The sequence below is a fragment of the Salipiger abyssi genome (genome assembly GCF_017311415.1).
GTDB lineage: Bacteria > Pseudomonadota > Alphaproteobacteria > Rhodobacterales > Rhodobacteraceae > Salipiger > Salipiger abyssi_A.
The window spans coordinates 97,688-116,836 of sequence record NZ_JAEKIS010000007.1 but is presented as its reverse complement, the minus strand read 5'-3'; the positions used below and the strand labels follow the sequence as shown (position 1 = coordinate 116,836).

At 67.2% G+C, this 19,149-nt stretch carries 24 protein-coding genes and 1 pseudogene; all 25 read right to left on the bottom strand.

Features of this window, described 5'->3' with window-relative positions:
- Window positions 1–35: 35 nt before the first annotated feature.
- The 25 genes and pseudogenes from I6N89_RS11655 to nifN all read right to left on the bottom strand — a co-directional run bounded on the left by I6N89_RS11655 (window position 36) and on the right by nifN (window position 19,149).
- Window positions 36–878 carry an SIR2 family NAD-dependent protein deacylase gene (locus I6N89_RS11655; protein WP_207018622.1) on the bottom strand — a complete coding sequence of 281 codons (843 nt, stop codon included), beginning with the start codon at window positions 876–878 and terminating at the stop codon, window positions 36–38.
- A 3-nt stretch (window positions 879–881) separates the two neighbouring features.
- On the bottom strand, window positions 882–1,097 hold the full coding sequence (gene nifT / locus I6N89_RS11650; protein ID WP_207018621.1) for a putative nitrogen fixation protein NifT: 216 nt from the start codon (window positions 1,095–1,097) through the stop codon (window positions 882–884).
- Window positions 1,094–1,435, bottom strand: coding sequence for a nitrogen fixation protein NifZ (locus I6N89_RS11645; protein WP_207018620.1), 342 nt, complete (start codon window positions 1,433–1,435; stop codon window positions 1,094–1,096). The genes nifT and I6N89_RS11645 overlap by 4 nt, the downstream gene beginning before the upstream one ends.
- On the bottom strand, window positions 1,435–2,175 hold the full coding sequence (locus tag I6N89_RS11640) for a 4Fe4S-binding leucine-rich repeat protein (RefSeq protein WP_236016569.1): 741 nt from the start codon (window positions 2,173–2,175) through the stop codon (window positions 1,435–1,437). The genes I6N89_RS11645 and I6N89_RS11640 overlap by 1 nt, the downstream gene beginning before the upstream one ends.
- Before the next feature lie 10 nt (window positions 2,176–2,185).
- A pseudogene (locus tag I6N89_RS11635) lies at window positions 2,186–2,377 on the bottom strand (4Fe-4S binding protein); the annotation flags it as partial.
- Window positions 2,378–2,450: 73 nt separating this feature from the next.
- Window positions 2,451–3,938 (bottom strand): nitrogenase cofactor biosynthesis protein NifB, encoded by a 1,488-nt coding sequence (gene nifB / locus I6N89_RS11630; RefSeq protein ID WP_207018617.1) that lies wholly within the window; start codon window positions 3,936–3,938, stop codon window positions 2,451–2,453.
- 233 nt (window positions 3,939–4,171) lie between these two features.
- Entirely contained in the window at window positions 4,172–5,848 is a 1,677-nt protein-coding gene (nifA, locus tag I6N89_RS11625; RefSeq protein WP_207018616.1) for a nif-specific transcriptional activator NifA, read from the bottom strand.
- A gap of 353 nt (window positions 5,849–6,201) precedes the next feature.
- A complete protein-coding gene (rpoN, locus tag I6N89_RS11620) occupies window positions 6,202–7,482 on the bottom strand; it encodes an RNA polymerase factor sigma-54 (protein ID WP_207018615.1) in 1,281 nt (426 codons plus the stop codon).
- 93 nt (window positions 7,483–7,575) lie between these two features.
- Entirely contained in the window at window positions 7,576–8,280 is a 705-nt protein-coding gene (locus tag I6N89_RS11615) for an ATP-binding cassette domain-containing protein (protein WP_207018614.1), read from the bottom strand.
- Complete coding sequence (modB, locus tag I6N89_RS11610; protein WP_207018613.1) at window positions 8,277–8,972, bottom strand: molybdate ABC transporter permease subunit; 696 nt, start codon at window positions 8,970–8,972, stop codon at window positions 8,277–8,279. The genes I6N89_RS11615 and modB overlap by 4 nt, the downstream gene beginning before the upstream one ends.
- A 1-nt stretch (window position 8,973) precedes the next feature.
- Window positions 8,974–9,714 carry a molybdate ABC transporter substrate-binding protein gene (gene modA / locus I6N89_RS11605; protein ID WP_207018612.1) on the bottom strand — a complete coding sequence of 247 codons (741 nt, stop codon included), beginning with the start codon at window positions 9,712–9,714 and terminating at the stop codon, window positions 8,974–8,976.
- 14 nt (window positions 9,715–9,728) lie between these two features.
- Complete coding sequence (locus tag I6N89_RS11600; RefSeq protein ID WP_207018611.1) at window positions 9,729–9,998, bottom strand: hypothetical protein; 270 nt, start codon at window positions 9,996–9,998, stop codon at window positions 9,729–9,731.
- A gap of 8 nt (window positions 9,999–10,006) precedes the next feature.
- A complete protein-coding gene (nifW, locus tag I6N89_RS11595) occupies window positions 10,007–10,354 on the bottom strand; it encodes a nitrogenase stabilizing/protective protein NifW (RefSeq protein ID WP_207018610.1) in 348 nt (115 codons plus the stop codon).
- A gap of 20 nt (window positions 10,355–10,374) precedes the next feature.
- The gene (gene cysE / locus I6N89_RS11590) at window positions 10,375–11,112 is read right to left on the bottom strand and encodes a serine O-acetyltransferase (protein WP_207018609.1); all 738 of its coding nucleotides are present in this window, start codon (window positions 11,110–11,112) and stop codon (window positions 10,375–10,377) included.
- A complete protein-coding gene (gene nifV, locus I6N89_RS11585; RefSeq protein WP_207018608.1) occupies window positions 11,112–12,314 on the bottom strand; it encodes a homocitrate synthase in 1,203 nt (400 codons plus the stop codon). The genes cysE and nifV overlap by 1 nt, the downstream gene beginning before the upstream one ends.
- 32 nt (window positions 12,315–12,346) lie before the next feature.
- Window positions 12,347–13,564, bottom strand: a complete 1,218-nt coding sequence (nifS, locus tag I6N89_RS11580; RefSeq protein ID WP_207018607.1) for a cysteine desulfurase NifS — start codon at window positions 13,562–13,564, stop codon at window positions 12,347–12,349.
- 10 nt (window positions 13,565–13,574) lie between these two features.
- The gene (gene nifU, locus I6N89_RS11575; RefSeq protein WP_207018606.1) at window positions 13,575–14,594 is read right to left on the bottom strand and encodes a Fe-S cluster assembly protein NifU; all 1,020 of its coding nucleotides are present in this window, start codon (window positions 14,592–14,594) and stop codon (window positions 13,575–13,577) included.
- Window positions 14,595–14,609: 15 nt separating this feature from the next.
- Window positions 14,610–14,930, bottom strand: coding sequence for an iron-sulfur cluster assembly accessory protein (locus I6N89_RS11570; RefSeq protein WP_207018605.1), 321 nt, complete (start codon window positions 14,928–14,930; stop codon window positions 14,610–14,612).
- Window positions 14,931–15,016: 86 nt separating this feature from the next.
- The gene (locus tag I6N89_RS11565) at window positions 15,017–15,655 is read right to left on the bottom strand and encodes a hypothetical protein (protein WP_207018604.1); all 639 of its coding nucleotides are present in this window, start codon (window positions 15,653–15,655) and stop codon (window positions 15,017–15,019) included.
- Window positions 15,642–16,196 carry a nitrogen fixation protein NifQ gene (locus I6N89_RS11560; RefSeq protein ID WP_236016568.1) on the bottom strand — a complete coding sequence of 185 codons (555 nt, stop codon included), beginning with the start codon at window positions 16,194–16,196 and terminating at the stop codon, window positions 15,642–15,644. Before I6N89_RS11560 ends, I6N89_RS11565 begins: the two co-directional genes overlap by 14 nt.
- Window positions 16,180–16,485: a ferredoxin III, nif-specific gene (gene fdxB, locus I6N89_RS11555; protein ID WP_207018603.1), complete on the bottom strand. Its 306-nt coding sequence runs from the start codon at window positions 16,483–16,485 to the stop codon at window positions 16,180–16,182. The genes I6N89_RS11560 and fdxB overlap by 17 nt, the downstream gene beginning before the upstream one ends.
- A gap of 4 nt (window positions 16,486–16,489) precedes the next feature.
- Entirely contained in the window at window positions 16,490–16,699 is a 210-nt protein-coding gene (locus tag I6N89_RS11550) for a CCE_0567 family metalloprotein (RefSeq protein WP_207018602.1), read from the bottom strand.
- Window positions 16,700–16,833: 134 nt separating this feature from the next.
- Window positions 16,834–17,304 carry a NifX-associated nitrogen fixation protein gene (locus tag I6N89_RS11545; RefSeq protein ID WP_207018601.1) on the bottom strand — a complete coding sequence of 157 codons (471 nt, stop codon included), beginning with the start codon at window positions 17,302–17,304 and terminating at the stop codon, window positions 16,834–16,836.
- Window positions 17,304–17,789, bottom strand: a complete 486-nt coding sequence (nifX, locus tag I6N89_RS11540; RefSeq protein WP_207018600.1) for a nitrogen fixation protein NifX — start codon at window positions 17,787–17,789, stop codon at window positions 17,304–17,306. The genes I6N89_RS11545 and nifX overlap by 1 nt, the downstream gene beginning before the upstream one ends.
- Complete coding sequence (gene nifN, locus I6N89_RS11535; RefSeq protein WP_207018599.1) at window positions 17,764–19,149, bottom strand: nitrogenase iron-molybdenum cofactor biosynthesis protein NifN; 1,386 nt, start codon at window positions 19,147–19,149, stop codon at window positions 17,764–17,766. The genes nifX and nifN overlap by 26 nt, the downstream gene beginning before the upstream one ends.

Sequence of the window (19,149 nt, the reverse complement as noted above, 5' to 3'; positions counted from 1 at the left end):
GCTCACCCAGCGCGGGCGAGCGGCCACCTGCCCCGTTACCCTTCGGGCACACTCAGCGCCTCGGCCAGCGCCGAGGCCGGCAGATCGAGCCAGGCGATTCCGGAATCGTCGAGGAATCTCCGCTCCATACGGGTCAGCGGCCCGGTCATGACAGCGATATGGCCCCCGGCGGAGCGCTTGGCGATCTGACGGGCGAAGATGCGCAGCATCTGGTCGTCGAAGCGGCAGCCGACAAAGAGGAAGGGCCGCCCGCTGCGGCGGCGCTGCACCTCTTCGGGGATCGGGCGCTGGATGTCGATCTCGGTCAGCACCTCGACATAATCGCTGTCGGACATGAGATAGGAGGATCCCGGCCTTGCCACCCCGTGCGGCTTGTAGATCAGCGTCTCCCAGTCCGGGCTGGCCTCCGCGATCTCGGCGCCGGCGCTGTCATAGGCACGAGTGAAGATGTCGATCCATTCGCCGTTGCGGCTGACGCCCTGCACCAGCCCCCAGTCGCTCTGCGCGGTGCCGGCCTGTTCGAAGGCCTGCAACAGCCCGTCATCGTACCAGGTATCCACCACCATCGGCGGGCGCACACGGGCGAGCCAGTCATACACGGGGTTGGCGCGTTCGGGCCCTGCGGCAAAGGCCTCGCGCACCAGCGTATCGAGCGTGGCGCGGAACTTACGGCTCTCAACATATTGCGCCACGGACCACAGGTTGCCGCTGGCCCGGCGCGGCGCGCGCACCTGTGCCTCGATCATCGCGCAGAGCGCCTGCGGCGAGGTGGGCGCCGCACCGCCCGACAGGGCCGAGACCTCGGGACCGAGATAGGCGATGCGCAGGCCTGCGGCGACCTCGTTCATCGCGGCTTCCAGCTTGTCGAAATCGTTCATCTCTCACTCCTCCCCGGTGGCCAGACGACGGGCGTCGACGGTGATCGGCAGGCCGGGCGCCTCGGCGAAATCGGGCATGGCAAAGACCCAGCCATTGGCGAGCTTTGCCCAACCGCCCCAGAGCCCCGGTTTCTCGGTCTCGACGATCATCTCTTCGAGATCCTTCTTGGGCACGTAGGCCTCCATGCCCTTGGCGGTTTCGCGGATCATGACCTTCATTCGGCGGCCTCCATGCTGCTGCGCGTGACGATGTGGGATTGCAGCGCGGCGGGGTCGTCCCGGCGCCGTGCCTGCGTTTCCGCCGGGGTCAGCTCGCGCTCGCGCATGCCGACGATGCTGGCGCGGTCGACGAAATCGACCGCATAGATGTAGAACTGCTGGAGAAAGACACCGATATCGCGGACATAGCCGACATCGCCTTTCTTCACGACCGTCTCGCCGATCTCCTTGCCGGCCATGGTGCCGTCGTTCTTGACGTTTTTCTTCGAGATCACCTTGTCTCCGGGCATGAAGGCCGGGTCGCGGTAAACCTCGATTTCGCGGTCGTCGGTGGACATCAGGCGCCCTCTCTCAGCTGTGCGAGCCGCGCGCAGGCGGTCTCGCGGATGATCTCTTCGGGGTCGTCGGTGAGCTTCGCCACATCCTCGGCACCGCCGTTTTCGGCCACCGCGTGGCGCACGCGCAGATCCTCGTCCCCCAAGAAAAGGCCGGGACGGCGCAGCGCCGCCTCGCGCCTAACCAGCGGGTCGGGATCGGTGCGGAACCGGTCGAGCCAGCCCTCGCCGATGCGGCGGGCGACGATGCGGCGGATCTCGGGATCCGCGTCGCCGATCATCACCGGCAGCATGCCCGGCTCGGCCCGCCGCGCGACGATGGAGCGGACATAGCCGTCGCGGTCGGAAGCCATCGGCAACAGCCCGGCACGCGACAAACGGTGCGCCACGGCGATGCGCACCCGGCGGTCGGGATCCTTGATCTTGCGCGCAGCCTGGCGCGGCGGCAGGCGCAGCACCGCCATGGCGCGCACGCCCGCGTCGGCATCGCTCAGCAGTCTCGGAAGCCGGAAGACAGATGCCACGCGAGCGGCGTTCATCCGGGTCTCGAAATAGGGATGGCTCAGGCACTGGTCGGCAAGATCGGGGTTGAGCAGAAAGAACCGTTCGATCCGTTTGGCATAGCGGTCATGCGCGCAGGCCCAGCCCTGTCCGCACTGGCCCAGATCCAGCCTTGCGCGGAACCGGCAGGCGGCACAGTCGAGCGCCGCGCCCTGCCAGTCGACCGGTGCCGGGCCGTCCATCACCCGCTCAGACCGGAACGCAGGTTTCGGGCACCGGGCAGACCTCGGCGCATTGCGGGCGGTCGTAGCTGCCCTTGCACTCGGTGCAGAGCGCCGGGTCGATGATATAGGTTTCGCCGGTAAAGCTGATCGCGGCATTGGGGCATTCGAACTCGCAGGCACCGCAGACGGTGCAGGTCGACTCGATGATTTGCAGGGCCATGGCTGTCTCCGTGAAAAGGATTGGCGGCAAACTTGTGTAGGGTGGGCAGCATTGCCCACCCTACGGGGCGTCGTCAGGCGGTTTCCCTGGCTTGCGCGGGCAGCCCGCGCTTGGCTCGGTAGACCGCCGAGACAGCCGTCTCGATATAGTCGTAGGCATAGTCCTGGATCGCCTCGATCCCGGCGGCAGCGAGGTCTTCGCGCGGGCAGTCGCCGATCTTGGCACAGAGGATCGTGTCGATCCCCTCCAGCGTCTTGATCACCAGCTCCAGCTTGTCCTCTTCGCCATAGCCGCCGACACAGTAATTGTCGCAGCGCCGGTGAGTGACGAAGCGCACGCCCTCGGCATCCACCTCGAAGATCTGGAACTCGGTGGCATGGCCGAAATGCTGGTTGATGCGCCCGCCGCCCTTGGTGGCGACGGCGATGAGCATGGCGCCCGCATCTTCCGCCACGACGGTTTCCGTCTCGGCTTTGGCGACGGCGGCGGCGGCACGGCGGTCCTCGCGCTCCTTGGCGACCCATTCGCGGTAGGTGTCGCGCTTTTCGGGGTCGTAAGTCACCTCGTCGGGCACCAGATCCATGGTGAATTCCTGCCCACGATCCTCGCCCAGAAGGCCCACCGCATCGGCGCGGCACTGGCGGCAGTGCTTCATCAGGTTGGCACCGCCCGCGCAGGCGTCCTGAAGCTTCTTCAGCTCGGCGGCGGTCGGGCCGCGCTGGCCTTCGAGGCCGAAGACAGTGCCATGTTCGGCAGCCGAGATCAGCGGCATGATGTTGTGCAGGAAGGCGCCGCGCCGTTTGACCTCCTTGTTGACCTCCAGCAGGTGCGCGTCGTTGATGCCGGGGATCATCACCGAGTTCACTTTCACCAGAATGCCGCGCTCGTGCAGCATGTCTAGCGATTGCATCTGCCGCTCGTGCAGGATCTGACTGGCTTCAAGGCCGGTGCGGCGCTTGTGCTGGTAGAAGATCCACGGATAGATCTTTGTCCCCACCTCGGGGTCGATCATGTTGATCGTCAACGTCACATGGTCGATGTTCATATCCATGAGATCGTCGACATGCTCGGGCAGCGCGAGGCCGTTGGTCGAGAGGCAGAGCTTGATATCGGGCAGCTGCTCCTGCACCAGCCGAAACGTCTCGCGGGTCTTGCGCCAGTCGTAGGCGCTGTCGCCCGGCCCGGCGATGCCCAGAACGGAAAGCTGCGGGATCTCGTTGGCAACCGCGATCACCTTGCGCGCGGCCTGTTCAGGGGTCAGACGCTCAGAGACGACGCCGGGGCGGCTTTCGTTGGCGCAGTCGTATTTGCGGTTACAATAGTTGCACTGGATGTTGCAGGCGGGCGCCACGGCCACATGCATGCGGGCGAAATAATGGTGCGCCTCTTCGGAATAGCAGGGATGGTCTTTCACCTTCTCCCAGGTCGCCGGGTCCATATCCTCGGGCGCGTCGGAAGAGCCGCAGGCCGAGGACGAACAGCCGTCGGACTCCATGGCTTTGGTCAGGGCGTCTTTCGATCCGACCGACAGGCCGTCGAGTGAGATGACATTGGCGGACATGGGGCATCCTCGCTGTTGGGATCGGTCTGTTTCGATTCAGAACAGCAAGCTTTGTGCCAGGCTTCACGCAGGGATTTGCGACCAAAGCCAGGGTGGATTGTCGGGTAAGGAACAAAGGCCGCGACAAACCGTGCGGCCCGGTCCGACCGATCTCCCTCGAACCGGACGCGCGGCCCCGTTTCCGGAACCGCGCGCTGGGAGGGACAAACTGATTGGCTAAAATCCATTTTTACTCAAATCTTGCGCACCTCGATGCCGTGCTTTTGCAGCGCATAGGCCACCTGGCGCGGGGTCATACCCAAGAGCCGCGCCGCCTTGGCCTGCACCCAGCCCGCCTCTTCCATCGCCGCGATCAGCTCCTCGCGCGCGGTGTTGGCGGTCTTGCGGCGCGGAAAGCTGTCGGCGGGCTCGGGCAGATCGCGCTCCACAGGGCGCTCGGCCGCCGGCCTGCGGATCGAGGGTGTGACAACGCGACCCACCGCCAGCCCGCCGATGGGCGAAGCCCCCTCTTGCAGGCGCCAAAGCTCTGCCGACAGACACGCCCCCTGCTGGCAGGCCAGCTCATCGCCCAGCACGATCTCGCCATCCGAGAGCGCCGCGGCGCGGTTCACGCAGTTCTCCAGCTCGCGCACATTGCCGGGGAAGTTGCATTGGCAGATGGTTTCGAACGCGTCCGGCGCAAAGCGCACATTGGTGCTGTTGGTGTCGTTGAACTGATCGAGAAAGAGCTGCGCCAGCGGGCGGATATCGCTTTTTCGGTCGCGCAGCGGCGGCAGCACGATGGGCACGACGCAGATCCGGAAATAGAGATCGGCACGAAACTCGCCGCGCGCCACAGCATCCTCCAGATCGCGGTTCGTCGCGGCCACGATGCGCACATCCACACGGATCGTGCGCGTGCCGCCGACCCGCTCGAATTCGCCCTCCTGCAACACGCGCAGCAGCTTGGTCTGAAAGGTCGGGCTGATCTCGCCGATCTCGTCGAGAAAGAGCGTGCCGCCGTCGGCAAGCTCGAACCGCCCCTTCTTGAGCACATTGGCGCCGGTGAAGGCGCCCTTCTCGTGACCGAAGAGCTCCGATTCCAGCAGGGTCTCGGAGAGCGCCGCGCAGTTCACGCGCACAAAGGGACCACGGCTGCGGTCGGACTGTGTGTGCACCGCGCGCGCGAAAAGCTCCTTGCCCGTGCCGCTTTCACCGCGCAGCAGAACCGGCGTGTTGGTGCCCGCCACCCGCTTGACCTGGGCCACCACCCCGGCGATGGCCGGGCTGTCGCCGATAATCCCGTCGAGCGAGACCGGCGTGGCGCGGGCGCCGTTCTGGTCGCTGACGCTTTGCAGCAGCCGCCGCGTATCCTCCAGCGCGCGCTCGCGGTCCCGGGCGATGCGCTGACGAAAACGCAGCGCCTGCTCCAGCAGCGAGGCGACCATGGTCAGCACCCGCACATCCAGATCCGAGCGCCCGGCGCGCGCATCCTCGTGGCTGCGATAGGCGCAGAGCACGCCCAGCACGAAATGGCTGCGCTCGGGGTCGCGCAGGGGCACCGCGATAATGGTCTGGCCCTCGCCCTGCAGCCGCGCCGGCACCGCCTCGGCGCCGAACTCCTCGGCCAGGTCGAAGGACACCAGAGGCACGCCTGAGCGGAACACGATGCGCGCCACCGCGTCGGGGATCACGTCTTCGGTCGGCGCATCGTCGTCGCGTACAAAAGCGGTGGCGGCAATGCGGTAGGGATTGACCGTGCCCGGCACCGTCCCGGCACCCGGCTCGGCCAGCAGCGCAAGCACCGCATGGCGCAGATCGAGGAACGAAGACAACACGTTGAGGATATCGGGCACCACGTCGATCGGGTCGGGCGCGGTGGCGAAGGTGCGGGCGATTTCATAGATCGCATCCAGCGCGAGGCGATCCATAGAGGGCCCCTGAAAGGGGCTCCTTGCGGTCGCTCCGCCGCGCGCAATGGTGGTATTTTCGGTCGCTGGGTCGTTCATCGTCGGACCTCGCTGTCTCTCGGGGTGTCTCCTCCGTGCCGTACCGAAGTCTGTCCACCGCTGCCTGCCGCGGCAGCGGGCCTCCTCCTCGAAAGCGTATCATTCTCCGCGCTCAACCATGGGCGGAACGGCGCCGGTTTCCCCAAAAACCGCTCGGTTAAGAGAGAATTCGGCTGGGATTGCGCAAGCTTTCGGCAGAACCGCGCGTTTCGCGTCATGTGAAAAATCCTGACTTTTTCATGCAGATTTTGCGCCGGCAACAGAATCACGGGCGCTCAGATGCCGAGCGCGCGGCGGCGGCGTTCGTAGGAGGAGGCGAGCCCCAGCACGGAACGGTATTTCGCCACCGTGCGTCGGGCGATGCGCATGCCCGAGCGATGCGCGAGCGCGACGATGGCGTCGTCGCTGAGCGGTGCCGAAGGGTTCTCCTCCGTCACCACCCGCTGCACGAAATCCATCACGCTGTCGCGCGACACCGCCGCGCCGCCCACCGCCGAAACCGGCCGGGCAAAGAACGCGCGGAGCGGCAGCGCACGGGTCTCGGTCTGGATCATCCGGCCCGAGACCGCGCGGCTCACGGTCGAGGGATGCACCCCCAGTTCGCCCGCCACGTCGTCGAGGGTCAGCGGCGTCAGATAGGCCGGCCCCTTGTCGAGAAAGCGCGACTGCCGCGCCACCAGCACCGCCGCCGTACGCAGCAGCGTGTCGCCGCGACGCTCCAGGGCCAGCGCCAGCGCGCGCGCCTCGGCCAGCGCCTTGCGGCGCAGCTTGCGCGCCTCGCGGTCGGCGCTGTCTCCGGTCAGGTGATCCTCGCGCACGGTGATGCGCGGCGTGGTCGCCCGGTTGAGCTCCACCGTCCAGCCGGCCTCGCTGCGGGTGGCGATCAGGTCGGGCGGAAAGACCGGCACCGGCACATGGTCATAGGCCAGCCCCGGCTTTGGATTCAGCCCGCGGATCTGCGCCAGAATGTCGGGAATGTCGGAGACCTCGCAATCGCAAAGCTCGGCCAGCTCGGCACGACGGCCGTCGATCATGTCGAGATTGCGGATCAGCGTTTCCACCTCCCAGGTCAGCAGATCGGCCTCGCGCGCCTGGATCAGCAGGCAGTCCGACAGAGAGCGCGCGAACAGCCCCGCCGGCTCCAGTGCCTGCAACACATCCAGCACCTGCTCGGCCCGCGCCACCGGGCAGCCGGCCAGCAGCGCGATCGTCTCGACCGGCTGACCCAGCCAGCCGGTGGGCTCCAGCGCTTCGGCGAAATGCAGCGCGATCATGCGGTCGGCTGGCGCGGGAAAAGCACGCTCGATCTGTTCGACCACATGCGCCATGAGGCTGGGCCGGTCGGCAGCAATGGCGGCCATGGCGTCGAAGGCCTCGCCGCCGCGCGCGGCAAAGGCCGAGGGCGGGGAGTAGGCGACATAGGGGTTGGCCTCTGCCCGCTCTTGCACATGTTCGGACAGATCGTTCGAGGCCATCCCGAGGATCGCGAGGGATTGCAGCAGCTGCCCCCCCATCTGCATCGTCTGGCTTTGCGAAATCGTCTGGGCGAATTCCATGGCTCTCAGCCTATCACAGAGCGCCCGGCCCAAGGCGCGGGCGGGGCGCGAAAACACATCTCGGGGCGCGAGGCGCCCATTTCTTGCGCGGGCTCAGGTGGCACAGCGCAGCCCTCCCACCGAGGCGACGGCGGCAAACGGCCGCGCCGCCCGCCATTCCGACGACGCGACGGAATGGATGCGCCCGCCCTGAAGCGTCACCACCTGGTCGCAGAGGCGGCGCACCTCCTCGGGGGCGTGGCTGATGAAGATCATCGGCACCTGCGTCCGCGCCTGCACCTTGGCGATCAGATCGAGCGTGCGCGCCTTCAGTCCGGGATCGAGCGCCGAGACCGGCTCGTCAAGCAACAGCAGCGCGGGCTCGGCCATCAGCGCGCGGGCAATGGCGGCGCGCTGGCGCTCGCCCCCCGAAAGCCGCGCCGGGCGGGCGCCCAGCAGATGCGCCAGATCCAGCGCCTCGATGACCTCGTGCCAGAAGGCGGTGCCGACATTGTTGGCGCCATAGGCGAGATTGCGCGCCACGCTCATATGCGGAAACAGCGCGCCGTCCTGAAACACCACGCCAATACCGCGCCGCGCCGGCGGCACGTTGATGCGCTCTTCGCTGTGATAGAGCGGCCGGCCGCAGAGCGAGATACAGCCGCGCGTCGGGCGGATATGGCCGGCAAGGCAGGAAAACAGCGTCGACTTGCCCGAGCCCGAGCGTCCGATCAGCCCGATGATGCCCTGCGCCGGAAGCGCCAGATCGACATCGAGGCGGAAGCTGCCCTGCCGGTGGCGCAGATGGATCTCGATCATGCCGGCGCCCTCGTCTCGGTCATGCGCCGCGCGATGCTTTCCGAGGCGAGCAGCGCCGCGCCCGCCAACGCCAGAGACAGCAGGCAGAGCCGCATCGCCTCTGCCTCGCCGCCCGGGCTTTGCGTCACGGTGAACAGCGCCAGCGGCAGGGTCTGGGTGCGGCCCGGGATATTGCCCGCCAGCGTGATCGTGGCGCCGAACTCGCCCACCGCGCGGGCAAAGGCGAGCGTGATGCCGGTGAGGATGCCCGGCGCCATCAACGGCAGGGTCACGGTGACGAAGATACGCAGCTCGGAGGCGCCGAGGCTGCGCGCGGCGCGGGCATAGCGCGGGTCGATGGCCTCGGCCGATTGCCGGATCGCGCGCACCATGAGCGGAAAACCCACCACCGCGCAGGCGATCACCACCGCCTCACCGGAAAAGGCGATGCGGAGGCCGAACATCTCGTAAAGCGGCCCGCCGATGACACCGTTGCGGCCCAGAAGCACCAGCAGCAGATAGCCCAGCACCACCGGCGGCAGTACCAGCGGCAAATGTACGAGCGCGTTCAGCAGGGCATGGCCGGGAAAGCGCCGCACGCCCAGCAACCAGCCCAGCCCAACGGCCAAGGGCAGCGACCAAAGCACTGCCTGCGCGGAGGCGTTGAGCGAGAGCATCAGCGCCGATTGCTCCATCGGGGTGAGCGACAGCATCTCAGGAGCCCCCCGCCATCGGCAAAAAGCCCTTCTCGGTCAGAAGACGCCTCGCCTCGGCGCTCAGCAGGTAGCGCATCAGGGCTGCGCCGCCCTCTGGGTCGTCGCCCTGCGCCAGCGGCGCGATCAGATAGCGGATCGGCGGATTACTGTCGGCGGGCACTTCCCAGACCACGCGAATCCCCGGCTGGCCTACCGCGTCGCTGGCATAGACCAGCCCCAGCGCCGCCTCGCCCTGCGCCACGGCGGCAACCGTAGCGATGGTATTTCGGGTCGGCACGAAATGCCTCTCGACCTCGGCCCAGAGCCCGAGATTCTCCAGCGCAGCAAGGCCATAGCTGCCAACCGGGGCGGTCTGCGGATCGGCCATGACGAAATTTTCGCCCTCAAGCCGCGCGCCGATCTCGTCCGGCGCCAGCGCGGGCGCTGCCTCGGGCGCGATCAGCACCAGCCGGTTGGACATCAGCACCGAAACCACCTCCGCCTCGATGAGGCCAAGTTCCACCAGATGCTGCATCCATTTCGGGTTGGCAGAAATGAACAGATCGGCGGGCGCCCCCTGCTCGATCTGCCGCGCCAGCACGCCCGAGGCGCCATAGCTCGCCACGGCGGCGAGGCCGCTTTCGGCAATGCCGTCATCGACCACCGCGCGCGTCGAGGCGGCGGCCAGTACCATCGGTTCGGCCACGGCCATCGCCGGCATCGCAAGCCAGAGCAGCAGGAACAGCAGGCGGTGTTTCACGGGGACGCTCCTTTTCAGGCGAGACGGGGCGATGCGGCGATCCGATCCGGCGCGAACCAGGCGATCTCGCCGGTGGCGCCGCAGACCTGGCGACAGGTGCCGCAGAGGGTGCAGTTTTCCGACGAAAACTCGATGCGGTCGCCTGCGCCGAAGCGGAAGCAGGCAGAGGGACAAATCCGGGTCAGCGCCCGCAGCGCGGCGCTGTCCTCGGCGCGCCGGCGTAGCTCGATGCGGAATCCGCCGACATGGGCGGAATGGCTGGGTCTCTTGGCGGCGCGGTGCATCGGCGGGCTCACTCGGCGGAGAGTTTCAGGCTGTCGATGCCGACGAAGCGCGCCTTGAGCTTGGCCTCCTCGTCGCGAAACACCTTGAAGACCTTTTCCTTGAGCGGCGTGCTTTCGACGAAATCCGCATAGGCGGATTTGAGCATCTGGCGCGCCTCCAGGAACACCGTCTCCTCGCCCTTGCCGCCGAAATCCGCATCGCGCAGATAGGCGCCGAAGCGTTTCATGATATGCAGGCGCGAGACATTCACCACCTCCTGCTCATAGGGTAGCAGCAGATAGGTAAAGATCTCCTCGGCGGCGGAAAGCTTGTTGATATGGTCCAGAACGCCGGTTTCCTCGAAATCCTTGGGCATTGGTCGGTCTCCTCTTCGCGTCAGTTGGGAAGGTCGTGGTTCGGTGTTTCGGAACATCCCGAAATGGCGATCCGGGCGGTGCAGTGGCTTTCGTGCCGGTTCAGTGCCGCGTCGCGCGCCGCCAGCCGCGCCTCGAGAAAGGCGATGCGGTCGGCCAGCCGCGCCAGAGTGCGGCCCACCGGATCGGGCATCAGGTGGTGGTTGAGGTCGACCCGGTAAGGGTCGGCGCCGGGCGCGCGGTCGGTCTGCACGACGCGGGCCGGGATGCCCACGACTGTGGCCTCGGCCGGCACCGGCTCGACCACCACGGAATTCGCGCCGACACGCGCGCCAGCACCCACCAGGATCGGGCCGAGGATCTTGGCCCCCGCCCCCACCATCACGCCATCGCCCAGCGTCGGGTGGCGCTTGCCCGGCGACCAGGACACGCCGCCCAGCGTCACACCGTGATAAAGCGTCACGTCGCGCCCGATCTCGGCGGTCTCGCCGATCACCACACCGGCGCCATGGTCGATGAAGAACCCGGAACCGATGCGTGCGCCCGGATGAATGTCGATCCCCGTGCCCATGCGGGCGAGATAGGAGAGCAGCCGCGCGGCGCCTTTCCAGTTCGCCCGCCAGAGACCGTGCGCCATGCGATAAGCCGTGATGGCATGCAGGCCGGGATAGGTGAGCGCGGTTTCCAGCTTGCCGCGCGCGGCGGGGTCTCGGCCCCTTATGGCGGCGAAGTCGCTGCGGATCAGGGCGAGGAACGCCATCAGGCCGCCTCCCCGCCGGGCAGGCCGCCCGGCAAAGCGATGAGCTGGCCACCGGTCACCCGCGCCACCATGCGCGCGAGATCCTCGGCGCTGGCCGGGCGCTTGGCTCGGATCGCGTGATCGCGCAGCAGCGGCTTCAGCCGCACCGCGATTTCATCGGTGGCGGGCAGCCCGGCAGCGGCGAGCGCGGCGCGCAGGCCCGCGAGGCCGGAATGTTTGCCGATGACGATCTGCCGCTCCCGGCCGAAGCGCGAGGGCGCGCAGCGCGGATCCTCGTAGGTGTCGGCCTGTTTCAGGATCGCATCCACATGGATGCCCGCCTCATGGGCAAAGACCAGCTCGCCGGTGATGGGTTTCGCCACCGGCAGCGCCCGGCCCGACGCGGTGGCGACCACGGCAGAAAGCGCCGGCAGCGCCCGCAGGTCGAGCCCGGTGGCGATGCCGCCCGCTTCCAGCGCGGCGCCCACCTCTTCCAGCGCGGCATTGCCCGCCCGCTCGCCCAGCCCGTTGACCGTAACCGAAAGATGCGAGGCGCCCGCGAAGGTGGCCATCATGGTGTTGGCGGTGGCCATGCCGAAATCGTTATGCGCGTGGATCTCGATCGGCAGCGAGATGCGCGCCGCCAGATCCGCCACCAGCCGGTAGGCGCTCATCGGATCGAGGATGCCCAGCGTATCGGCGATGCGAAAGCGGATCGCCCCTGCCGCCTCTGCCACCTCGGCCAGCCGCACGAGGAAATCTGGATCGGCGCGGCTGGCATCCTCGGCGCCCACCGAAACCTCAAACCCCCGCTGCGCCGCGCAATAGACCAGCGCGGCGGTCTCGCGCAGCGCCCAGTCGCGATCCGCGCGCAGCTTGCCCGCAAGCTGCCGGTCCGAGGCTGGCACGGCGAAATGCACCCGCCGCACGCCGGTCTTCTGCGCCATGTCGAGATCATGGAACCGCAGCCGGCACCAGGCGACCGGCACCGCGCGGGTCAGCTCGGCCATGACCGCGCGGATCTCGGCGATCTCCTCATAGCCCATGGCCGGAATGCCGACCTCGATCTCGGCCACCCCCGCCCGGTCGAGCGCGCGGGCGATGGCGCATTTTTCCGCCAGCGAAAACGCCACCCCCGCCGTCTGCTCGCCGTCCCGCAACGTGGTGTCGCAGATCGTCACGGCAGGGCTGGCGCGGGTCGTGTCGAACAGCTCGGGACGCATGGGGCAGCTCCTTTTGCGGGGTTTCTTGGGGGTCAGGCGTAGGCCGGGTTGAAACCGTCAGGTTGCGCCCCGTCGCCGGACCAGAAGGGCGACATTTCGCGCAGACCCGAAATGATGCCCGGCATGGCGTCGAGCACGCGGTCGATCTCCTCCTCCGTGGTCTCGCGCGAGAGCGAGAAGCGAATGGCGCCATGGGCAGCGGTGAAGGGGATGTCCATCGCGCGCAGCACATGGCTGGGCTCCAGCGAGCCCGAGGTGCAGGCGCTGCCCGAGCTGGCGGCGATGCCCGCCTGGTTGAGCTTCAGCAGGATCGCCTCGCCCTCGATATACTCAAAGGCCACGGTTGCGGTGTTGGGCAGCCGGTCATGCGGGTCGCCGGTAACGAAGCAATGGCCGATGCGCTGCACGAGCCCCTTTTCCAGCCGGTCGCGCAGACCGGCCATGCGGGCGCTGTCCTCGGCCATGGTGGCAAGCGTCATCTCGGCGGCCTTGCCCAGCCCGATGATCGCGGGGGCGTTCTCGGTCCCCGCACGGCGGCCGCGTTCCTGATGCCCGCCGCGCAGCAGCGGGCGGAACCGCGTGCCCTTGCGCAGATAGAGCGCACCAAGGCCCTTCGGCCCGTGGAACTTGTGCGACGACAGCGACAGCATGTCGATCTCGGTGCTCATGAGGTCGATGGGCAGCTTGCCCACCGCCTGCACCGCGTCGGTGTGGAAAAGCGCGCCGACCTCATGGGCAAGCTCCGCCAGACCGTCGACCGGGAACACCGTGCCGGTCTCGTTATTGGCCCACATAAAGCTCACCACGGCGGTCTTTTCCGACAGCGCCGCGCGATAGGCGTCGATGTCGAGCCGCCCCAGCTTGTCCACCGGGATGCGGTGCACGGTGACGCCCTCGTGTTTTTCCAGCCAGTCGCACAGCGTCAGGATGGCCGGATGCTCGACGGCGGAGGTGATCACCTCGTCGCGCCCCGGCTGCACCTGAAGCGCCGAGCGGATCGCGGTGTTGTTGGATTCGCTGCCGCCCGAGGTGAAGATGATCTCGTGATCGAACTCGGCGCCGATCAGTTTTTGCAACGATTTGCGCGCCTGGCGCAGAGCGCCGCCGACCTCGGAGCCGAAGGCATGGATCGAAGAGGCATTGCCGAACTGCTCGGTGAAATAGGGCAGCATGGCCTCCACGACCTCGGGGAACACCCGCGTGGTGGCGTTGTTGTCGAGGTAAACGGGGGGAAGGACGGTGTCTTTCATTGCTGCCTCCTCAGCTGCGGGCCACGGGCATCACCCGGATCGGGCGTCCGAGCGTTTCGGTGATCTTCTGGGCGATCCCGCCGAGCGTGCTGGCGGCAAGCTGGCAACCCGAACAGGCGCCGACGAGGCTGACCAGCACGAGGCTGCCCTCCATGTCGACAAGCTCCACATCGCCGCCGTCGCGGCGGAAGGTGGGACGCATCTCCTCGATGATCTTCGACACGAGGATTGCCTCCTTGGCCGCACTCAGACCGCTCGCCGGCTGGGGCGCCTCGGCCACCGCAACGGGGGCCGCGGCGGCGGGCATGGCGATCTGAATGGGGGCCGAGGGCTGTGCCGGGGGCATCGGCGCGGGGGCCGCGTCGGGGATCACGAAGCCCTGCGCCTTCTTCCTCTTCGGCTTGGGAGCGGAGCCGAAGACATAGGCCTCTTCCGGTCTGATGGCGCCCTCGGCCACCATCTCTTTGTTGATATCGGCAAGCAGCTCTTCCAGCGGCTCGCGGCAGGAGGCACAGCTGCCACCCGCCTTGGTGTAAAAGGTCACCATCTCCAGCGTGGTCAGCTTGTTGGTGCGGATCGCGCGCTCGATCATGCCGGCATCGACGCCGAAGCACTTGCAGATCAGCGCGCCCTCCTCATGTTCGTCCTCGTCCACCTCCTCGCCGGTATAGGCGGCGACGGCGGCGTGCAGTGCCTCCTGCCCCATGACAGAGCAGTGCATCTTTTCCGGCGGCAGCCCGTCGAGGAAATCGGCGATGTCCTGATTGGTCAGCAGCTTCGCCTGCGCGATGGTCTTGCCGATGATCAGCTCGGTCAGCGCCGAGCTGGAGGCAATGGCGGAGCCGCAGCCGAAAGTCTGAAACTTCGCATCTTCAATGACATCCGTCTCGGGGTTCACTTTAAGCATGAGCTTCAGCGCATCCCCGCAGGAAAGCGAACCCACCTCGCCCACCGCGTTGGCGTCGGTGAGCGCGCCCGCGTTCCGGGGGTTGAAGAAATAGTCCTTGACCTTGTCGCTATAGTCCCACATCCGCCTCGCCTCCGATCAGCAGAACGACTTGCCGCAGCCGCAGGAGCTGCTGGCGTTGGGGTTGTCGAAGACGAAGCCCGAGCCTTCGAGCCCGGCGACGAAGTCGATCGTGGTGCCCGAGAGATGCGCCTGGCTTTCCGGGTCGATCAGCACGGTGACCTCGCCGGCGGTCACCACTGCGTCGTCGGGCTGGGCCTCCAGCTCCAGCGCCATGCCGTATTTCATTCCGGCGCAGCCGCCGCCCTGCACCATGACGCGCAGCCCCGCGACGGGCTGTCCGGCGCCGTCGATGGCGGTCTTGATGGCGGTGCGGGCGGGTTCGGTGATCTCGATCATCTGCGTGTCTCCTGTCGGTGGCATGGCCTTTGGGAGAAGCACAGCAAGGAACGGGCCAAGCGCCATATTCCTTATTTTCCAATTCGTTACAAAAACGTCGGCAAGGAACAGGCCAACATTGGGGGCTTTGCGACACCGACAAAAGCGCTGTCATGCGTGCGACAAAACACGGCCCGTCGCCTCGGCACACCCGTGACAGGGGCAATCCGGCCGGTGGCCACCCCCTGCACTTCTTCTCTTTCCAAATACGCTCTTGCTGCCGCAGAGCCGGGCGCTGCGCCGGAGGTCACTCCTCCCGCCCCGCCGCCTCGACCCAGCCGAGCAGCCAGGCGCCGCCGAACCGGTCGGAGGGGTCGAGCTCGGCCGCCTTGCCCAGCACCTCGCGCGCCGTTTCGCGCCAGGCAATAGCCCATGGCGATCAGCGCCTGCATATAGAGCCCGGGCGCCGTCTCATGTGCCGAAAACGCCGCATCGCCGGGCGCAACCGCGCGCCACTCGGTCGCGACGTTCAGGCGCCGCGCCGCATGGCCGAGCAGCGCCCGGGCATGGCCCAGCGCCGCGTCGTAATCGTGATTGTAGAAATGGAAGCGATAGGCGGCGAGCCGGATCTCGGGATCCTGCGGCGCCGCCGCCAGCGCCCGCGCGATCACCTCGGCGCTCTGCTCGGGCTGCGTGCGCGCGGCCTCGGCCCCGGCCAGCAGCCGCGCGGGATCAATCGGGGGCAAAGCACTCCGCCCGTTCTTCGCAATCGTCGCAGCTGGGCGAGAGGCAGAGCGAAAACGCCGCGTCGGAACAGATCTGGCGGTAGAAGAACTTCTTCCAGCGCATGTTCTGGCTGTTGGCGGCGGCCAGCCCCGGCAGGTGCCGGGCGATCAGCGCCGAAAGCGCGGCGCGCGACGGCAGGCCGAGGTCTTCCCAGAGGTGGCGCGTCTCCATCGCCCGCCGGGCGAGGATCGCGGCCAGCCAGCGCGCCTCGCGCGCCGGAGAGCCCCCGCGCCAAAGGATCAGCGTAAAAATCGCCCGCTGGTCGTCGGGCATCGCCGGCGCGGCCAGATCGAGGTCGGGCAGCGCCGCGCGCGGCAGCCAGCGGTCGCGCAGCACCGCGATCTCGGCGCCCGAGAGCCCCAGTCGTTCGGTCAACGGCCCCGCCCCCGCCTCGCGCTCATAGAGCGCGTGGTCGAGGATACAGGAGAAATCCGACACGGTGACCATGGCATCGGTCACACGCCCGTGCGCCGCCGCGGCAATGTCAGTCGAGGGCCGCATGGCTCTGGCAGTCCGACGGGCAGACACGCGCGCAGGCGCCGCAACCGATGCAGTTTTCGGGATGGATCATCGCCATGACCTTCTTGACGATCTCGTCCTCGACATCCTCGTATTCCTCGGTGCCGGGGCGCAGCACCTCGCCCTCCTCGGTCACCCCGTGCAGGGTCATGACATCGCGGCCGCAGACCTTGTAGCAGCGGCCGCAGCCGATGCATTTCTCCTTGTCGATGGCCATGAGGAACTCGGGAACATATTCCGCCCCGCCGCGGGTATAGGCGACCACACTCATGCGCTCAGGCCTCCGCCGCGGCTTTTTTCGCCGCCTTCAGCTCTTTGCGCGCCGCCGTCAGTTCCTTGTAGATCGCATAGGTCGCCTCGGCGGTCTCGGGGATCTTTTCCCAGTCCACCGGCAGTTCTTCGGCGAGATCGTGCAGGTTCATCTTGGCATCGGTGGCGCGCATCGAGAGTTTCTTGACGCGGGTTTCCAGCTCTTCGAGGCTCATAGAAGCACTCCTTTTCTGGGTTTGGCGCCCTTGCGCAGAAACCGCGAGGCGGCGGTGCGCCCCGCCGCCGGCTTCAGCACCAGCGGCGGAAGGGGCTTTTTCGGTTTCGGCAGGGGCGCGATCTGGATCATGGCTCAGGCCCGCGCCGCGTCGGGATAGGCGTCGATGGCCTCGACCGCGCTTGCGACCAGCTTGTCGCCCGCCTCGGCCAGCTTCTCCCAGCTGACAAAGCCGAAGCGGTGGATGTCGCGCAGATGTTTCGACACCACCACCAGCTTGCCGGCGATCAGCACCACGCGGCCAAAGCCCTCATGGCTCATCTTCTGCATCTGGCTGGCCATGCAGCCGGAGCGCTTTTCGATGAGCAGCCCCACGGCGTCGTAGAACTTGCCTACGCGCCACATCACATCCGGGTCCGGGTCGCCGATGATCGGGATCTCGCGGCGCTCTTCCTTGGTGACGATGAACTCCGCCATGATATCGGCATCGCTCTTGTCGTCCCACTGGCCATAGCTGTCCTCGGCACGGATCACCGCCGCGAGCTGGGTCAGGAAATCGCTTTCGACCATTGCGCCGCCGCGCGGCTCCATCACATCCGTGGTCATCAGACCCACTCCTCTTCATCCATGAAATCCGGTTTCTGCTGCGTGCCCAGGATCTTGCGCAGGAAGGGCGGCGGCGTGCCGTTGAGCATCTCTTGCACCTGCGCCAGCACCGCCTCGATGGGCTCGGGCTCTTTGCGCTTGATCGGGTGCACCCCCGCCTTGACGATCTTGGCCGCCGAGGGCCCGCCGATGGCCAGAGCGAAAAGCAGCGCGCAGCCGGTCAGCGCCTCGACCTTGGGCGTGATCTTGTCGTCCTGATCGTCGTGCTTGCCCTTCTGCTTGGTCACATTGTCGAATTCATGCGCCTCGACAAAACGGGCGCCGGTCTTCCAGACCTCGTAGATGGCGAATTTGCGGGCCGAGCCGAAATGCGCCCCGAGATAGTCCATATCGTTGGTGGCGATGGCGATGCGCAGCGGCGTCTCGCCCGGTGCGGGGCCGTCTTGCGGGGCATCCGCCTCAATGACGCGTAGCGTGCGGGACATGCTCGAACTCCTCTGCAATGGGGGCGGCGCCGAAATCCTCGGGCCGCGCGCGGTGGTGGATGGATTGGACGGTGTTGGCGATCTCGTAGAGAAAGGCGCGGCTGCCGCGATAGCCGACGCGGCTGGCATCCTGCGCGCCGATGCGGTCGAAGACCGGAAAGCCCACCCGCACCAGAGGCACATGCAGCCGGTGCTCGGCATGCCGCCCGTGGCTATGGGTGAGCAGGATCTGCGCGCCCTGTTCCTTCGCGCTGCGCTCGAAATCGCCCAGATCGCCGAGGATCACCTCGTCGCAGGGCATCCGCTCGATGAGCGGTGTGTGCTGGGAGGTGGTCACGGCGGTGACGATCTCGGCGCCCATGGAGGTCAGCGCGGTCGATAGCGAAAACATCAGATCCGGGTCGGCACCGATGGCGACCTTCAGCCCGCCGGTGTGGAAATGCGCATCGAGCGCGGCGTCGATGAGGCGCGCGCGGTCGCGCTTGACCGAGCGTGGCGGATCCTGCACGCCGGAAAGCCCCATGAGCGTGCGCACAAAGGCATCCACAGGCTTCAGCCCGGTCACCGACTGGAAGACGCGGTAGGGCACCATGGCCCGTTCTTCCAGCGCCCTGGCCGCGTCGCGCATGCTCTCGCCCACCGCGAGCGTGAAGGCGCTGCGCGACGCCGCCGCGATGTGATCAAGCGGCGTGCCGCCCAGCGAGGTACCCGTCCAGTCGTCGCTCACATGGCCGTCGAGCGAAGTGGAAATGTCGGGCAGCACCACGGGCGTCAGCCCGAAGGCGCGGATCATGCGGACCAGCTCCTCGATCTCGGCAGGCGTCAGATGCGACCCGCAGAGCAGCGTGACCTGACGCAGATCCGGGTCGCGCTCGGTAACGCGCGGCACCAGCGTCTCCACGATGGCGGTCACCGCCTTGGCCCAGCCATCCTGCATGGCGCCGTCGAAGTCGGGGGTGCTGGCATAGACGATCTTTGTGTCGTCGAAATCCGGCCGGCGCGCCACGATCTCGCGCAGCTCGCCCGGCACATCCTCGCCCCGCGTTTCGGTCAGCGCGGTGGAGGCGATGCCGATGAATTTCGGCGCGCTCTTGTTGCGCAGGTTCTCGATGGCCTCCTCGATCTGCTCGGCGCCGCCGAGAATGGTCGAGACCTCGTTCATCGCCGTGGTCTGAAGCGGCACCGCCTCCTTGAAATGGCGCACGAGATGGACCATCGCGAAGGCGGTGCAGCCCTGCGAGCCATGGAACAGCGGGATGGATTTCTCGATCCCGAGATAGGCCAGCGCGGCGCCAAGGGGGGCGGAGCTTTTCAGCGGGTTGGTGCTGAGCGCGCGTTTGGGGTGAACGAGCTTCGCCAT

What these genes read in the sequence shown, in the direction of transcription:
- I6N89_RS11655 (WP_207018622.1), bottom strand. Translation starts at nt 878, where the DNA reads ATGAACGATTTCGACAAGCTGGAAGCCGCGATGAACGAGGTCGCCGCA.
- nifT (WP_207018621.1), bottom strand. Translation starts at nt 1,097, where the DNA reads ATGAAGGTCATGATCCGCGAAACCGCCAAGGGCATGGAGGCCTACGTG.
- I6N89_RS11645 (WP_207018620.1), bottom strand. Translation starts at nt 1,435, where the DNA reads ATGTCCACCGACGACCGCGAAATCGAGGTTTACCGCGACCCGGCCTTC.
- I6N89_RS11640 (WP_236016569.1), bottom strand. Translation starts at nt 2,175, where the DNA reads ATGGACGGCCCGGCACCGGTCGACTGGCAGGGCGCGGCGCTCGACTGT.
- nifB (WP_207018617.1), bottom strand. Translation starts at nt 3,938, where the DNA reads ATGTCCGCCAATGTCATCTCACTCGACGGCCTGTCGGTCGGATCGAAA.
- nifA (WP_207018616.1), bottom strand. Translation starts at nt 5,848, where the DNA reads ATGGATCGCCTCGCGCTGGATGCGATCTATGAAATCGCCCGCACCTTC.
- rpoN (WP_207018615.1), bottom strand. Translation starts at nt 7,482, where the DNA reads ATGGAATTCGCCCAGACGATTTCGCAAAGCCAGACGATGCAGATGGGG.
- I6N89_RS11615 (WP_207018614.1), bottom strand. Translation starts at nt 8,280, where the DNA reads ATGATCGAGATCCATCTGCGCCACCGGCAGGGCAGCTTCCGCCTCGAT.
- modB (WP_207018613.1), bottom strand. Translation starts at nt 8,972, where the DNA reads ATGCTGTCGCTCACCCCGATGGAGCAATCGGCGCTGATGCTCTCGCTC.
- I6N89_RS11600 (WP_207018611.1), bottom strand. Translation starts at nt 9,998, where the DNA reads ATGCACCGCGCCGCCAAGAGACCCAGCCATTCCGCCCATGTCGGCGGA.
- nifW (WP_207018610.1), bottom strand. Translation starts at nt 10,354, where the DNA reads ATGCCCAAGGATTTCGAGGAAACCGGCGTTCTGGACCATATCAACAAG.
- cysE (WP_207018609.1), bottom strand. Translation starts at nt 11,112, where the DNA reads ATGGCGTTCCTCGCCCTGATCCGCAGCGACTTCGCCGCCATAAGGGGC.
- nifV (WP_207018608.1), bottom strand. Translation starts at nt 12,314, where the DNA reads ATGCGTCCCGAGCTGTTCGACACGACCCGCGCCAGCCCTGCCGTGACG.
- nifS (WP_207018607.1), bottom strand. Translation starts at nt 13,564, where the DNA reads ATGAAAGACACCGTCCTTCCCCCCGTTTACCTCGACAACAACGCCACC.
- nifU (WP_207018606.1), bottom strand. Translation starts at nt 14,594, where the DNA reads ATGTGGGACTATAGCGACAAGGTCAAGGACTATTTCTTCAACCCCCGG.
- I6N89_RS11570 (WP_207018605.1), bottom strand. Translation starts at nt 14,930, where the DNA reads ATGATCGAGATCACCGAACCCGCCCGCACCGCCATCAAGACCGCCATC.
- I6N89_RS11560 (WP_236016568.1), bottom strand. Translation starts at nt 16,196, where the DNA reads ATGCGGCCCTCGACTGACATTGCCGCGGCGGCGCACGGGCGTGTGACC.
- fdxB (WP_207018603.1), bottom strand. Translation starts at nt 16,485, where the DNA reads ATGAGTGTGGTCGCCTATACCCGCGGCGGGGCGGAATATGTTCCCGAG.
- I6N89_RS11550 (WP_207018602.1), bottom strand. Translation starts at nt 16,699, where the DNA reads ATGAGCCTCGAAGAGCTGGAAACCCGCGTCAAGAAACTCTCGATGCGC.
- I6N89_RS11545 (WP_207018601.1), bottom strand. Translation starts at nt 17,304, where the DNA reads ATGACCACGGATGTGATGGAGCCGCGCGGCGGCGCAATGGTCGAAAGC.
- nifX (WP_207018600.1), bottom strand. Translation starts at nt 17,789, where the DNA reads ATGTCCCGCACGCTACGCGTCATTGAGGCGGATGCCCCGCAAGACGGC.
- nifN (WP_207018599.1), bottom strand. Translation starts at nt 19,149, where the DNA reads ATGGCGAAGCTCGTTCACCCCAAACGCGCGCTCAGCACCAACCCGCTG.